This window comes from Klebsiella sp. HC6 (assembly GCF_022605325.1).
GTDB classification, from domain to species: Bacteria; Pseudomonadota; Gammaproteobacteria; order Enterobacterales; family Enterobacteriaceae; genus Klebsiella; species Klebsiella terrigena.
Map to the genome: position 1 here is coordinate 45,467 of NZ_CP093278.1, position 15,229 is coordinate 60,695.

At 49.1% G+C, this 15,229-nt stretch carries 12 protein-coding genes and 4 pseudogenes; 7 read left to right on the top strand and 9 right to left on the bottom strand.

Annotated features, from left to right (window positions below):
* Positions 1–548: 548 nt before the first annotated feature.
* The 5 genes and pseudogenes from cap3 to MMW58_RS29845 form a co-directional block, all read right to left on the bottom strand.
* The gene (cap3, locus tag MMW58_RS29825; RefSeq protein WP_094309881.1) at positions 549–1,010 is read right to left on the bottom strand and encodes a CBASS system CD-NTase/cGAS isopeptidase Cap3; all 462 of its coding nucleotides are present in this window, start codon (positions 1,008–1,010) and stop codon (positions 549–551) included.
* Positions 997–2,781, bottom strand: a complete 1,785-nt coding sequence (locus MMW58_RS29830) for an E2/UBC family protein (protein ID WP_200557577.1) — start codon at positions 2,779–2,781, stop codon at positions 997–999. The genes cap3 and MMW58_RS29830 overlap by 14 nt, the downstream gene beginning before the upstream one ends.
* 4 nt (positions 2,782–2,785) lie before the next feature.
* Positions 2,786–4,078, bottom strand: a complete 1,293-nt coding sequence (locus MMW58_RS29835) for a CBASS cGAMP synthase (RefSeq protein ID WP_200557576.1) — start codon at positions 4,076–4,078, stop codon at positions 2,786–2,788.
* On the bottom strand, positions 4,075–5,160 hold the full coding sequence (locus tag MMW58_RS29840) for a CBASS cGAMP-activated phospholipase (protein ID WP_094309879.1): 1,086 nt from the start codon (positions 5,158–5,160) through the stop codon (positions 4,075–4,077). The genes MMW58_RS29835 and MMW58_RS29840 overlap by 4 nt, the downstream gene beginning before the upstream one ends.
* A 405-nt stretch (positions 5,161–5,565) precedes the next feature.
* Positions 5,566–5,727 (bottom strand): annotated as a pseudogene (locus MMW58_RS29845) (integrase core domain-containing protein); the annotation flags it as partial.
* 183 nt (positions 5,728–5,910) lie between these two features.
* Between MMW58_RS29845 and MMW58_RS29850 the strand changes: the two are divergent.
* Positions 5,911–6,156 (top strand): annotated as a pseudogene (locus MMW58_RS29850) (GrxA family glutaredoxin).
* Positions 6,157–6,187: 31 nt separating this feature from the next.
* Here the strand turns inward: MMW58_RS29850 and MMW58_RS29855 are convergent.
* Both MMW58_RS29855 and MMW58_RS29860 read right to left on the bottom strand, forming a co-directional pair.
* Positions 6,188–6,430 carry a hypothetical protein gene (locus MMW58_RS29855; RefSeq protein ID WP_241723820.1) on the bottom strand — a complete coding sequence of 81 codons (243 nt, stop codon included), beginning with the start codon at positions 6,428–6,430 and terminating at the stop codon, positions 6,188–6,190.
* Positions 6,431–6,433: 3 nt separating this feature from the next.
* Positions 6,434–6,934: a hypothetical protein gene (locus MMW58_RS29860; protein WP_241723821.1), complete on the bottom strand. Its 501-nt coding sequence runs from the start codon at positions 6,932–6,934 to the stop codon at positions 6,434–6,436.
* 179 nt (positions 6,935–7,113) lie between these two features.
* On the opposite strand from MMW58_RS29860, the gene MMW58_RS29865 reads away from it, so the two are divergent.
* The 4 genes and pseudogenes from MMW58_RS29865 (at position 7,114) to MMW58_RS29880 (ending at position 11,236) form a co-directional block, all read left to right on the top strand.
* Positions 7,114–8,082 carry an IS5-like element IS903B family transposase gene (locus MMW58_RS29865; RefSeq protein ID WP_000654804.1) on the top strand — a complete coding sequence of 323 codons (969 nt, stop codon included), beginning with the start codon at positions 7,114–7,116 and terminating at the stop codon, positions 8,080–8,082.
* Between the two features lie 36 nt (positions 8,083–8,118).
* Complete coding sequence (locus tag MMW58_RS29870; RefSeq protein WP_241723828.1) at positions 8,119–9,201, top strand: alpha-hydroxy acid oxidase; 1,083 nt, start codon at positions 8,119–8,121, stop codon at positions 9,199–9,201.
* Between the two features lie 97 nt (positions 9,202–9,298).
* Positions 9,299–10,506: pseudogene (locus tag MMW58_RS29875) on the top strand (IS256 family transposase).
* 170 nt (positions 10,507–10,676) lie between these two features.
* Positions 10,677–11,236 (top strand): annotated as a pseudogene (locus tag MMW58_RS29880) (hypothetical protein).
* A 385-nt stretch (positions 11,237–11,621) separates the two neighbouring features.
* On the opposite strand, the gene MMW58_RS29885 reads toward MMW58_RS29880, so the two are convergent.
* Both MMW58_RS29885 and MMW58_RS29890 read right to left on the bottom strand, forming a co-directional pair.
* Positions 11,622–12,440, bottom strand: a complete 819-nt coding sequence (locus tag MMW58_RS29885) for a nitrilase family protein (protein ID WP_239612803.1) — start codon at positions 12,438–12,440, stop codon at positions 11,622–11,624.
* 84 nt (positions 12,441–12,524) lie between these two features.
* Positions 12,525–13,295, bottom strand: a complete 771-nt coding sequence (locus tag MMW58_RS29890; protein ID WP_200557564.1) for a glutamine amidotransferase — start codon at positions 13,293–13,295, stop codon at positions 12,525–12,527.
* Positions 13,296–13,510: 215 nt separating this feature from the next.
* On the opposite strand from MMW58_RS29890, the gene MMW58_RS29895 reads away from it, so the two are divergent.
* Both MMW58_RS29895 and MMW58_RS29900 read left to right on the top strand, forming a co-directional pair.
* On the top strand, positions 13,511–14,509 hold the full coding sequence (locus tag MMW58_RS29895; RefSeq protein ID WP_200557563.1) for an ABC transporter substrate-binding protein: 999 nt from the start codon (positions 13,511–13,513) through the stop codon (positions 14,507–14,509).
* A gap of 13 nt (positions 14,510–14,522) precedes the next feature.
* A complete protein-coding gene (locus MMW58_RS29900; protein ID WP_200557562.1) occupies positions 14,523–15,212 on the top strand; it encodes a M24 family metallopeptidase in 690 nt (229 codons plus the stop codon).
* Positions 15,213–15,229: the final 17 nt, after the last annotated feature.

Here is a 15,229-nt window from a genome sequence, read left to right on the forward strand (position 1 = left end):
ATTTCAGACCGCTTGCTCAGTTTCTGGCTCATTCTTCTTTCCCTCTGCGTGGGCTTGCACTATCACGACATTAAAACTCAAAAGAACTTCAGCCGCACCCCCCTCTGACCAAATAGACATGTCCGCGCTACAGGCTCACCACTGCGATCACTGCATTCAAAGGATGAGACTCATGAAGACATACGGAACGGAGTTTTTCTCAATGAACGATGTGAACCGACTCAGGATCCTTCAGGATGTTATCGACCGGCTCTCACTACGCACCTCGCGGCCAGCCTGGCAACCGGCAACTGATGCCGGGTCTCTCTGAACGTGCACTACGTATTATCCGCGAACGCTGCGCTGTTTTTGGTCCAACTTTAGCCTGTGAGAAGCTCGCTGAGGTTCATGGGCAGTGTCTGGCCAAAGCGACTACTCATCGTCTTGCAGCCCGTCGGCTGGAGCTCTCTGACAGACACTGTCACCCTTCGCTTGAGCGCTATAGCGACATGGGCCGCTTTGACTTCGGCAGGTTGGATGGTAATAGCATAGAGAGAAGAGCGTATTCTCTACGCCTCAGTAAGAGGGAGTATGGCGTTTTCAGTCTTTTTTGCAGCCCACAACGACTTTTTCCCTACTATAATCAGCACCATAGTAGCTGGTGCGGTCAGATTTGATTGCCAGCTTCTTTTATCGCGAAATGAGGGGTGAGGGTAATCTTCCGGGTGTGTATGCCACTCCCCCAGATATTGCAAAGTACCTTTTGAACGGTAAAAGGCAGCATCAACCGCTTCCTGATGGTGAGGGCCACATCGATCTACAGAAAACCGCGTCCTCTTATCCCCCTTACCGGGTACAGAAAGGTCATGTATCACCAGATGTATACCCCGGCGTTCACCAATAAGAACACCCGCAGCCTCATGACTTTCTGGCGATAGCTGACGAAAGGAAAGAAGCTGACTCATCACTTTGGCTGTGATGACAACAAGTTCATCGTTGTCATCCCGAAATGTCAGTTCACAAGTTGCCATGGCATATTCCACACCGGGGATGAGCTGCTAAAAGTTTTTGCTTTTGGGTCCGGCCTCCCTCGAGTATATGTTCGCTATAGGTCCAGCGAGCGTTCTTTTCAAGTACAGAGAGAGCCGCTTCCTGCATTATCCCTGCAGTAATGATGCTAACCGCTGCATCATAGGGCGTAAAAGTGCTGCCACAACTGATATGTCTTTCCGCGGACATACTGATATGATTGAAGCGCAGATCCATTCCCCCCTTATAGAAGGCTTCGTTGGCAAAAAGACACCCATAGCAACAGCTTCCATCATCAATAATGACCTTGGACGCTCGTCCATTGCCATCGTTAAAACCATGAATTAAGACAGGGCGCTCTGTTAATTTAAGTGTCCGTACTACCGAAGCAAGACGAGCTGACACGGGAGGCCTGCCGGTTGCATCAATAACAATATCATAGCGTTTGAGCTGCTCCGCGTTGATAGCAAACCGCGAAGTAAATGCTTTAATATTTTTAGCAAGATGGGTGGATGAGTTTAGCGTGAAAACCAAAGCTTCAGCTTTGTTACGGCCAATGTCTGTTGTCGCGAGGACATGCCGGCCGAAGTTAATGGGTTGAAATTCATCATGATCAAAGAGATGAAATGTTTTATCACCACAGCCTGCGCCAGCACGGAGTAATAACCCTGCAAGATAGCCGCCTATAGTCCCGCATCCGATAAGCGCTATATGCTTAGTGCTGAGATCTCCTGACTCCTTCCCCCTGCGATTTCGGCTGAGAACCGAAAGGCGATCGGCCTGCACTACATTCACTCTTTGAAATTTCTGCACTGCTTGTTTTGAAGAAACAGCACTGGCGAGATGGGCATAATTCACCCGCCCGGCTTTTCTTTGCCTTCTAACTGAAGATGACTGGTACGAACTGAGAGCCAGTGCCCCCAAATCAAGATCCACCCGGAATCCGACCATGTCCTGATGAAGAACATCCATCAATATCATATGGCGTTTCACAGGATGTTGTATAAAATGCTCAAGGAGATGCAACCATGCTACATTATCAACCTCAGCAAGCCAGTCCAGCACAGCCCTGAAGGTTTTGGGTGGCCATGTCACACCACTCAATTGTGAAGGCTTAATTCTTATACGGCGGGTAATAATCCCCCGCGAGTCATGAAGTTCCAGTTTTCGTTGGCTCAGCCATGCATCACGTTCTTCAAGAGTTGTGTCATCACAAACAACCCACTCCTGATATTCAGTTTTATGCGCATTCTTCTTTCCAGCAACGAAGCAATTGAATTCTTTTTGCTGAGTGACATCTGCAACCAGGTATGCGGTATGCCTGGCTAACCAGTAAGAAGAAAACTCACCTTCCATCTCCGCATCAACCGCCAATCCCGTTTCAACAGCATTTACCGAATTATTGAGAGTTAATCCTATCTGGATGTCAACACTTCTCAATAAGCCCTCAAGATCATTCGGATCCCAGGTTGCTTCTTTCTCCTCAACATAGCACAGGTACCACCCCATATTGATATGGGGTAAAAGACGCCCTTTAAGCTGCTCAGGTGACTGTAAAATAATGGCTGCTGGTAGAGTGGTTAATAGCTCATCTTTCAGTACAATGGCCACGTCAAATGTTCCTGCCGATGTTACATAGCTTTTAACATAAAAGCCTGCTGCGGAATACAGAAGGCGCAGCGCAGAATCCGGCGATATATCTCGCGCGTTGGTGTATCTGAAGCCGCAGCCCAACAACACCTGATGTATTTGACGGACTTGGATCTGGTCCATACCGTTAGCCACTGCTCATCGTCTGGCTAATGACGACAGGCTTAAGAGCCTTGCTGGGCTCTTCATGATATGCCGGTCCGGCGACTTTCCTGTCAATAAGGTCGTGGTCCGTGACGCGATCACCAAATGCTTTATTTAATGCTTTCAGTGCTAGCTCCTTCGTTTCTGCGGTATCCGCTTCAGACAGATAATTTTTTAATTCTTCAAGTTTTGTGATCACATCTTGCTCCCATTCACCATGCGCTTCGACCGGTGGGAACAAGGGCTTATCATCCGTATGATCGGGGCTTTCAACCCCCTTTCTGAACTCCTCAGGCAAATGCAGAGCGATTAGACTCATCGTTGCCCCAAGATCAGTACTGTCATGAGTATATTTGTTGAGGACATTCAGGGTGGCAGCCATTAATGAGATAGATGACGGCCCTTTTTCTTTCCACTGGGCATCACGCCACGCCTTCATAAATCGGCATACTTTCCGCAAGTGCCAGCCATTCACTCGACAACTTTCAAGGAACCAATCCTCAACGATTTTAGGATCGCTTTTTGCCCATTTTTGTTCACCTTCGCGCAGGGCAAGGTTTACGGAGTCTGAATCCAGTTCATATTCATCACGATTAACCATCCAGGCTTCAGCTCTTGCATCAACTGAATCAAAGGCCATTTTCCTGAACGACTCAATCGCGACTTCCTTTAAAACGAACTGATCCTCAGGTATGGCATACATAGGAACGTCAATATGCGTATTTTCAGAGGGGATTTTGATCCGCGCACAGGTACGCTTCGCCTCAAAAATCCATCCATCATTTTCAGCGACAAGTGATTTGAGGGATGTATCGACAAGTAACAACAGAAGCCGGTGGCCAATGATTGGCTTATCATCAAAAAGTGCCATAGGAAGATAGGTACCATCATCAATATCCATCTCCTGGGGAGGTGTGCTATATGGCACATTGAGCGTGTCATACTGAAAACTACCTTGAGTCCAGAAACGTGGCTTCAGACGTAAAAATGATTCACGGGCTTCGTTACCAAGTGCATTAATAAGCTCTTCGACTTCTTTCTGCGCTTCCGGCGAAAGATGTCGAAAGTGGGTAGCTGCAACTTTCTCCCTGAGGTTTACAGTGGAAGTTCTGGTTTCCTCTGCCAGCTTTTTTGCCTCTTCAAACACATCTCTTGTACGTGCCCGAATTTGCTTACGAAGCGCCTTAAGATACCCGGACTTTTCGTCACTGAGCTTCAGCTTACTGATGAGTCCATCTGTCCGGTTTGTATAATAGCGATGAAAACTCCAACTCATGGTATTAGCTCCTTACTGGCCTTGCGAATGAACGGAACGGCACGTGCCTTAAAGAATGCCCTTAACTGATTGTTTTTAGAAAACTCATCAGTCGCCAGTTGTTTACCTCTGCTGGCAAGGTTACGAAGGCTACTTTCACTGGCATTATCGAGAGTGATGTCTGAGGCTGCCTCATTGGGGATTGTGTCATCGAGATAAACGTAATTACCTGAAGCATCATTACGGCGTAACTCGCGTTTGAGTATCGCTTTGTGTAGCAATTGATTTGCCGTCATCGTTGTCAGCACAAGCCTTTCTCCCCCACCCCACAGACCAGCGTAACCGTTTTTCTTGGACGCAAGGGCTGCCGGACTGATGGTATATTCCTCGCCAAGAGTACCAATATTCAGTATTCTGATATTCCTGACATCTACCCCGGGAAAATCGATTTGCATATCACTGATAACTTCGTAAAGCCCGATTAAGCTGGGATTGTTCGCGACTAAGCCTCCATCAGCGAAATAAGCATCCAGTTCGTTACAATAATGGGGGGCGAAGTAAGTCGGTGCAGCTGAGGTCGCCATTGCAGCATCCAGAAGAGTGAGGTGGCCATCACGAGTGAATTCTGGATTATGCGGAGTCTTAAAAAACTGAGGTTCGCCTGTTGAAAGATTCACTGCAGGTATCATAACCCTGCGCTGCAGGTCATTAAACGTGGTAGTCTTTCCAACCATACTCGCAATTGTTTCAGCGAGAGGTGCACTGTCATATAAAGGTTGCTTACAGAGGCGATAAAGACGGCGGTACTTAGGAAAAAACCAGGCTAATTTTTGCTCCGGAAAAATCAACGGAGCCTGCTTTCTGAATACGGCCTCAAGCTGCCGTGCTGTTTTCCCTGAAGCAAGACCCAGAGCCAGAATCCCCCCAATGGAGGTGCCTGTTATCAGATCAAAGTAATCGCCAACATTTACGCTGGTATCACCTGTTTTCTGCTCGATTATCCGCTCAATCTCAGCGAGAACATTAATAGTAAAGAGCCCTCTCGCCCCACCGCCATTGAGACAAAGGATTTTAAGCTTCTCAACTTCAAACTGCTCCGACATCCTGCTCTCCAACTGATAACCGTTCAGAACAACTTAAATATGGGCTGATCGGTCGATTTCAATGGGTATTTATCCGAATTTTTTCAGTAGCATCACCTTACATGATGGACGCAATTAAAGTGCCAGGATGGTTGGTTTATTTCCTTTTTCGAACCGGAAACAACTAACACTGCATTCAATGGAAAATGGATCTGCCAGCTTGGTAACAAGGCCACATAAAATCTGCCAGATGACATTTTCATCAAAATAATTGATTAACTCATGCTTATACAGTCTATGCTCCCAGGATTTTGAGTTTTGTATCCTTTCTTTGCCTGTAAGCACACCCGTTTTAGTTCCACGCACTTTTTGATAGTTCCGGTTTTTCTGCCATCAGCCGGTACACTTCCGGCGTCAGGTTGTTCAGGAATCATGAGGCCGCTCGTTGTTATATTCCATCAGCCAGCGCTCAGTAATTTCCCGTGCTTCACTCAGTGTTCTGAACAGGTAAAAATCCAGGATTTCTGTTCGGTATGTTCGGTTGAACCGTTCTATAAAAGCATTCTGTGTCGGCTTACCCGTCTTGAGAGAGACAGGCTATATCGAGAGGTCAGAGCGCGCCACCCGGAACGCTGGTCGCGCGGTACGCGGAACTTGCAATGGAAAGAGGAGGTCATGTTGAACCCGGAGCGGCAAAACAGACCTGCAAAAAGGCTTTATGGCTGTGATCCGCAGCATCGCAAAACCAATCACATTTTAAATGGATTTAAAATGAAAATCACCATCTATGGGAAAGTAACTGTTCTTTCTGTAAACGCGCTGTAGAGCTTTCTAAGCAACTTAAAACCCAAGGGCTCATATGACTATGAGTATATCGACATTGTAGCTAATGGTATTGATGCTGTAGCGCTTGGCGAACTGACGGGTAAACCGGTTCGGACCGTCCCGCAGATCCTGGTCGATGGGAGGTCGATAGGCAGTTATAACGAATTGGCGACATTGGCCACCACTCTGTAATGAAGAAAGGCTCCTTACGGAGCCTTTCTTATTAGCTTACTTTTGGATTTGGCCAAGTCTTTACGCCGAGCGTATCTGCTTCTTTATTGCCAAGTTTAGCGACTTTACTTCCATCTAGGCTAAGCCAGAAATTTACTGCAGGCATAGGTCGGCAGCTCTTGGCCTTTCTGTCGGCTCGTTTTTCTTTCACTGTCATAGGGCCTCCTGCTGCTTCATTAATCGTTCTATGAGTAAATTCTACACCGATAGTGTCTGCTTTACAAACAACCTTCATTTCTTAGCCCCATAGCCCGTCATCATCTTCACCATCTTCGTCTTCGCCCCTCACCCACCGCGTAAAGCCGATCTCCCCAAAAGATCCTGTATGGTTCACATTCCGAGTGCCGTAAGTGTCTACCATGCCAATAGTGACCACATTCTGAATGCCGTTATCCTCGCGAATGATTAATTCTTCCATTTCACCATTGCTATCTTCATTGAGCATCTGTCGGATTCTCTCCTGAATAGTAATGACATCAGCGGACATCCATGAGTGATTTCGGTAATCATCAAAAAATCCGAACTCACGATAGTAACTTTTAAGATTCTGTTCAGGATTAACCAGCACTATATCCGTCTCATTAATTCTGTCTTTATTACTATCTATATTTGAGGCAAAAATGGTCGCAAAGATGAGAGCTATAATAAAAACCTTGCCATCTAATATAGTGTTTTGATTTCTGATGAAATTTTCCATCATGTAAATTAATAGTGCAGGTTGTCGGTCATCATACTTCATGATGATTGCTGCATGTGGGGAGACCGGATCGTCTAAATTAACAACCTTTAACGACAGGTAAAAAATATGGTTGCCATTTTCAATTTCACGGAAGTCATTAATCCCACTATTCCAAGCAAGCGAATAGCCGTCAGATAAAGTATCTCGGGCTTTGTTGAATAAATCGAACTTTTGCTGAGTTGAAGGATCAGATCACGCATCTTCCCGACAACGCAGACCGTTCCGTGGCAAAGCAAAAGTTCAAAATCACCAACTGGCCCACCTACAATAAAGCCCTCATCAACCGTGGCTCCATAACTTTCTGGCTGGATGATGAAGCTATTCAGGCCTGGTATGAGTCAGCAACACCTTCTTCACGAGGCAGACCTCAGCGCTATTCTGACCTTGCCATCACGACTGTGCTGGTCATTAAACGCGTATTCAGGCTGACCCTGCGCGCTGCGCAGGGCTTTATTGATTCCATTTTTTCTCTGATGAACGTTCCGCTACGCTGCCCGGATTACAGCTGTGTCAGCAGGCGGGCAAAGTCGGTTAATGTCAGTTTCAAAACGCCCACCCGGGGTGAAATCGCACACCTGGTAATTGATTCCACCGGGCTGAAGGTCTTCGGTGAAGGCGAGTGGAAAGTCAAAAAGCATGGCCAGGAACGCCGCCGTATCTGGCGTAAGCTGCATCTCGCCGTTGACAGTAAAACACATGAAATCATCTGCGCTGACCTGTCGCTGAACAACGTTACGGACTCAGAGGCCTTCCCCGGGTTAATCCGGCAAACCCACCGGAAAATCAGGTCAGCCGCCGCCGATGGCGCTTACGATACCCGGCTATGTCACGATGAACTGCGGCGTAAGAAAATCAGCGCGCTTATCCCTCCCCGAAAAGGTGCGGGTTACTGGCCCGGTGAATATGCAGACCGTAACCGTGCAGTGGCTAATCAGCGAATGACCGGGAGTAATGCGCGGTGGAAATGGACAACAGATTACAATCGTCGCTCGATAGCGGAAACGGCGATGTACCGGGTAAAACAGCTGTTCGGGGGTTCACTGACGCTGCGTGACTACGATGGTCAGGTTGCGGAGGCTATGGCCCTGGTACGAGCGCTGAACAAAATGACGAAAGCAGGTATGCCTGAAAGCGTGCGTATTGCCTGAAAACACAACCCGCTACGGGGGAGACTTACCCGAAATCTGATTTATTCAACAAAGCCCTATCGTGCCAACGAAGCGGATTTGCGCCGCCTGGAGTTTCGCCAGCGCGTGGCAGTCGATATCGCCGGGCGCAGCACCGCCACAGTGATACTCGGGCAGGCCGTGACGATGCCAATGGCAATTGCGCCCACCGGTTTAACCGGCATGATTCATCCCGACGGCGAGATCCTTGCTGCGCGTGCGGCGAAACGGTTTGGCATTCCCTTTACACTATCAACCATGAGTATTTGCTCGATGGAAACGGTGGCGCAGGCAACGGATTATCATCCATTTTGGTTCCAGCTTTATGTCATGCGTGATCGCCACTTTGTCGAGAATCTTATCGATCGTGCAAAAGCCGTGAACTGCGGAGCGCTGGTTGTCACTATGGACTTGCAGGTGTTTGGCCAGCGCCATAAAGACATCAAAAATGGCCTGTCTACGCCACCTAAAATGACGCTGCGCAACCTTTTGGACATCGCTGTCAAACCTCGCTGGTGTCGTAATATGCTCGCCACGCGTAACCGTAACTTTGGCAATATCATCGGCCACGCAAGCGGCGTTGATAATATCGATGCGATGGTTGAGTGGACAGCCCAGCAGTTCGACCCGCGTCTTTCCTGGCAGGATATTGAGTGGATTAAACAGCGATGGGGCGGCAAGCTGATCGTTAAAGGTATTATGGATGTAGAAGATGCGCGACTGGCGGTAGCGGCGGGGGCAGATGCCTTGATTGTCTCCAATCACGGCGGGCGTCAACTGGATGGCGTGTCGTCATCGATTACTCTGTTACCGGAGATAGTCTCGGCAGTAGGCGATCGGATTGAAGTGCATTTTGATGGCGGTATTCGTTCCGGGCAGGACGTGCTGAAGGCAATTGCGCTGGGAGCGAAAGGGACTTATATCGGGCGCAGCATGCTGTATGGATTAGGGGCGCTTGGGGAAGAGGGTGTAACGATGGCGCTTAATATCATTCGTAATGAATTCGATTTATCGATGGCATTTTGCGGCAAGACCAATGTTGCTGCGGTTGATGCAAGCATCCTGCGGGGTAATGTATTTTCGGCGCAGCACAATACTTGAAGGGATAGGGTTGTTCGGACGTAAGGACCCTGTACATAAGTTTGTGTAATTGCCTGATTTTGATATGTTCAATCTAACATCAAAAGCAGGTTACTTTATGGACGAAAAACAATTGCAGGCTCTGGCTAACGAACTGGCCAAAAATCTCAAAACCCCTGACGACCTCAACCAGTTCGATCGCCTGCTGAAGAAAATTAGCGTTGAGGCGGCTCTCAACGCCGAAATGACCCACCATCTGGGCTACGATAAAAACCAGCCTAAACCGGGTGCCAACTCCCGCAACGGCTATTCCACAAAGACCGTTACCACCGGCGATGGCCCTCTGGAACTACGCACTCCACGCGATCGTGATGGCTCTTTCGAACCGCAACTGGTGAAGAAAAACCAGACCCGGATCACCGGGATGGATAACCAGATTTTATCGTTGTACGCCAAAGGGATGACCACCCGCGAGATAGCGGCCGCGTTCAAAGAGTTGTATGACGCAGACGTCTCACCGGCGCTGGTATCGAAGGTCACTGACGCGGTGATGGAACAGGTTACTGAATGGCAGAATCGTCCACTGGATGCGGTCTATCCCATTGTTTACCTTGACTGTATCGTCCTGAAGGTCCGGCAGGACAGTCGCGTCATCAATAAATCCGTATTCCTGGCGCTGGGTATAAACATCGAAGGCCAGAAAGAACTGCTGGGTATGTGGCTGGCTGAAAACGAGGGCGCGAAGTTCTGGCTGAACGTGCTGACAGAGCTGAAAAACCGCGGCCTGAACGATATCCTCATCGCCTGTGTCGACGGACTGAAAGGCTTCCCGGACGCCATCAACACGGTATATCCGGAAGCCCGCATCCAGCTGTGCATCGTGCATATGGTGCGCAACAGCCTGCGGTTCGTCTCGTGGAAGGACTACAAAGCCGTCACCCGCGACCTGAAAGCCATCTATCAGGCCCCTACGGAAGAAGCAGGTCAGCAGGCGCTGGAAGCCTTCGCCACCGCCTGGGACAACCGCTACCCGCAGATAAGCCGGAGCTGGCAGGCTAACTGGACTAACCTTGCGACGTTCTTCGCTTACCCGGCAGACATCCGTAAGGTGATCTACACAACGAATGCTATTGAGTCTCTGAACAGCGTGATCCGGCATGCCATCAATAAACGTAAGGTGTTCCCGACGGATGATGCAGTGAAAAGGTGGTATGGCTGGCAATCCAGTCGGCCTCGCAAAAATGGACGATGCCGCTGAGGGACTGGCGCATGGCAATGAGCCGCTTTATTATCGAGTTCGGTGACCGTCTGGACGGTCACTTCTGAGAAAAGGCATTTACACAGAATGGTGTACAGGGTCTTGCCCGGGCACGCAGCGCGATCGAACTCTGGTACCACCTGACGATGGCGGGCCGTGCCCCGGAAGAAGTCGCCGACAGGGACCATCTGCGCCTCACCGAAATGCTCCTTCGCGCTACCACAGCAGAACAACGTTCATGGCAGCAGTAACAACCTTCCGCAGGCCGTCGCCGCTGCAGCGACGGGTGCTGATTGTGCTGGCCGCTCTCGATGCGAAACGTCGGGGGCCGGTGGCGACAAAGAATATTGAGCGGGTGCTGGAGCAGGGCGGGGACGTCCCGGTGTACGGGCCGAACCTGCGCGCCTCCTGCCGGCGCATGGAAGCCGCGGGCTGGCTGCGCACCCTGCGCGCCCCAAATTTGCAGCTGGCCGTCGAGGCGGCATTGCAGAGCCGCTCTTCCAGGCAGAACGCGAGGCTGAAACGGCACGACAACGACTGACAGACGTCCGGCGTCTGCCGTTACGCCAAACGGCTGCCGGTGATGCGGTGGAGCTGCAGCTGGGTGACGGCCGTTACTCCCTGCGGGAAGCGGCCTACGTGATCCGTCTGGACGGTACCACCTGCCTGCAGCTGACGGATGCCGGCGGCATACGCCGGATAAAAGAGGGCGATCCCCTGCAGGTGGCCTGCTGGTATCAGACCTGTTTTGATGCAGGCCTGCCGGTCACCGTCCAGGTGAATGAGAGCCGGGGCTGATCGCCACCACACAAGGAACAGGAGTATAAAATGAAAGTCACTGAACCCGGACTGAATACGCTGATCGATAACCTCCATCTATCCCGAATGAAGCCGCGCCTGCAGCGATAATGAGCTGACTATTGCAGAAGAGTAGCTATTAATTTTACATTAAATGTATGATATTTAACATAAATAATATGAGCCGCCATGTCCTCAGTAACGCACATAATACATCTGCGCTCCCACACGAATAAACGATAAACATGTGACTTCGGATGAGATTGATTTTCTCTATGAGCTAGCGAAGGGAGATTCACAAGCATAGAAATTCCCAGTACATTCAAGTAGTCACCATCCTCCCTGGCTGGGGAAGGATGGTATTTTATTTAAGTCCTTTCGCCATTTAATAGTGAGATTGGGGATATTGATCACTATAAACTTCAGGACGCCGGTCTTTTAACACCTGATTAAAGTCATTCCAGTTGCGATGTCGCCTCGCATTGGCAAGATTCAATTCAGCCAACAGTATCTCCGGAGAAGTGCGACTCGCAGGACCTGCGACCGGCCATCCTGTATAACTGACAATCAGGCTCTGGCCTATGAAAGGCTGCTCACGTTCAGTCCCAACCCGATCGGCAGCGGCAACATAGATGGAATTGCTATGGGCAGCCGCCATCAACAAGATATTTGCCATCGCTTCGCGCTTTTCATCCTGACCGGGGATAGGAACCCAGTTAGTAGGAACACAAATTATATCAGCCCCTTGTAACGCTGCCAGACGAAAACTTTCAGGGAACCACGAATCGTAGCAGATGTGACAACCTAGGTTACCAATGGGGGTTTTGAAAACCGGAAAACCCAAGTTACCCGCTTCAAAAAATAGTGCTTCCTCGCCCCATAAATGTACCTTTCGGTAGCGACCAAGAAAACCATTTGGCCCAATGATCACTGCGCTATTATAGAGAACATCTCCGTCACGCTCGGTAATCCCAGCGACAAGCCAGATTTGCAGTCTTGTGGCACAGGCGATCCACGCCTGCGTGGTTTTTCCATCTGGAATGTGTTCACCGAGACTAAAAGCCTCTTCCCTTGTGTGGAAAACATAGCCCGTGTTACATAACTCTGGCAGCACAATCAGTTTCCCCCCCTGCGCAGCAGCTTCTTCAATAAGATGAATTGAACGGGCAACGTTTTTATCAACCTCACCAAACAGTGGTTCCATTTGTAAACAGGCAACAGTAACTTGCGCTTCAGGCACTTTGGTAGCCATACAGACTCCTGGTAACAACGGGTCGTCCCGCGAGGGTTATTTTTGGGTCATCCAGTCCAGCATATTGATTAACAATTGCTTATAGCCTGGCCAGTCGATGAAAGACTGGGGTAACCAGTGTGGGCTGATGTCAGAAGTCCAGACCAATGTTTTTCCCTGGTGATACTTGCCAGTGACGAGCAAAGGATGCCCGCCTTGATCTTCCGGCAGCCTTGCCAGTATGGTGCTTTCTGGTTTGACAATCACTTCGTTGATGCCCAGCAGACAGGGCCATTCTCCGGTAATTCCCTTGAGTATCGGATGAGACTGATGAGCAGGATCGATCACCGCGTGGAACCCCTCAGGCACCTCAATACGGTCATCATAAGGCAAGCAGTTCACTGGTAAGGCTTGCTCTACCGCAGTGCATCGCCAGCGTGCTTTTCCATCAATGCCTTGAAAACTGAAGTAACCACCGAACATTGCCAGAGAGCCGCCCTCAGCCGTCCAGTCTCTTAAAATATTAAGACGATTTGGTACTGTTTTACCGTGTAACCAGACATCGGGATGTAGCAGTAATGAGTTGGCGCCGATATCGGAAAGTAATATCGCACTGTATTGATTAAGCTCTTGTTTACTGAATGGAAAATCTTCCACAGCATCGTGGGCGGACAGATGAACCAATGAATAGTCTGTGTCCTTTAAGGCTGCTTTAACCGCTCTCGCACCTGAGTGAAAGGTAACGCTTCCAAATTGATCAAAGCCTTTAAAATGAGTGGAAGAACTCACCCATGTCTCTCCAACTAACAACACTTTTTTATTATTCATAACGATTCCCTAGGATTTAGATGGATCATATTTGTGCATCTGGCGCACTATTTTGGGGCTTTTTACGCAATTATATGAATCGGTTCATTTTATTAAAAAATCATATACTATCAATTAGTTATGACTAATAAAAAATGTAATTGACAGTCATTATTGAACCGATTCAATATAGATTGTCAGATCAATTTATCATTAGTCAACACCGGGGAAAGAAAATGAAAAAAAAGGCATTTTTGCAGAGCACAATGTTGGCGGTAACATTCATGGTGGGAAGTTCTATGGTCACTTCCGCCCAGGCAGCAACAGCACCACTGACAAAAGTCAATTTTGTCCAGGAATGGCCTGTCGCAGATGGTTTCTGGATCCCTTGGGTATTAGGCAAGGAAAAAGGCTTTTATGCCGAAGAGGGGATTGACCTCAATATTATTGCTCCACCGACGGTGGCTGATACCATGAAATTTCTTGGAACCGGTCGAGCTGAAGTCGCTTTCACCACGGTGATGGATATCATTTTTGCCAAAGAGCAGGGTGCTCCGGTTGAGTCAATTGCACGTTATGGTCGAGGAAATAATTGGGGCATTATTAGTTCACAAGGGAAAGCGCTGACCGTTGCCGATCTGAAAGGAAAAACGATCGGTATATATAATGATGCCTGGACCAAAGCTCAGCTCTCATTGATGCTGGAGAGTGCGGGTTTAACCTTATCTGACGTCATTATGGTCACAGCAGCCGATGATACCGTGCCACTGCTTTTACAAAAACGCGTGGATGCCATTACCGGGATCACCAACGCGGAAGGCACGGAGATGGTCACGATGGGTAAACAGACTCTGGAATTTCTCCCTGCCGTCGGCCACGGTGTTCCAAACACGCCAATCCTGATGTTTGCAGGAAACCAGGACTGGATGAATAAGCACCCCGAATTAGCCAAAGCGTTCCTTCGAGCAACCAGCAAAAGCATCAGCTATGCCGTTGCACATCCTGAAGAGGGCGTCAGTGCTTTTGCAGCCGCGTTTAGCAAATCCTACGATCCTGCGTTTATCACTCAGCAGTGGAAAGATACCGTGCCATTGCTTTCTCCAACTGATGGTCAGTCACTCCACCAAGATGTGGCGACATGGAACAGCTTGTTGAATGCACTGCAGCAACAGCAGATTGTCAAAAAACCGCTACCTGCTGAGCAGTATTTCACCAACAAATACCTCCCTGATTAAGAGGATAATAGCAATGAAACCTGCATGGCAGTTTCGCCCCGGTCCCGATATTGCAACAACCCCCCCTATGGGACTATTTCAGGCACAGGCACTGGCCAAATCCGCCGCTCAGGTTGGTCTGGCAGCATTGAAGCCGGGTGTGAGTGAAAGAGAAATTGAAAGGGTTATCCATGATTACCTGTATCAGCAAAATGCAACCGGTATATGGACGATAACCACCGTCGGGCTCGGAGAAAATGCTCGGGTTTGTTTTCCCACTCAAGGACCAGGGGAACTGACGGCACAGGAAAAGGATGTGCTGATTGTTGATGTGCACCCGATCACTGAGCAAGGATTTTGGGGAGATTGTACGCGAACCCGGGTAATTGGCCATTACCCGGAGGCCGATCAGGCTTTGATAGATCTAGAACGCATACATCAACAGACCTTAACGCTTTGTCGCCCGGGTATGCCCGCTGGAGAATTGTTTGAGATTTCTCATCAACAACTCCTAAAGGAAGGTTTCATCCTGCTGGATCTACTAGGCAACATTGGGCACTCGCTGGGTGCAGGATCGGCTTACACGGAGGGATTCATTGATGCCAGCAACAATAAACCCATGTGGGGAGCCTGGGCTATTGAGCCTTTCGCCCAACGCGGTGATGTGGCGGTTAAAGTGGAAGATCTTGTCTGGTTTGGGCGTGATAACTGCACCGTTTTATAACGCGCTTTTCTGATTTT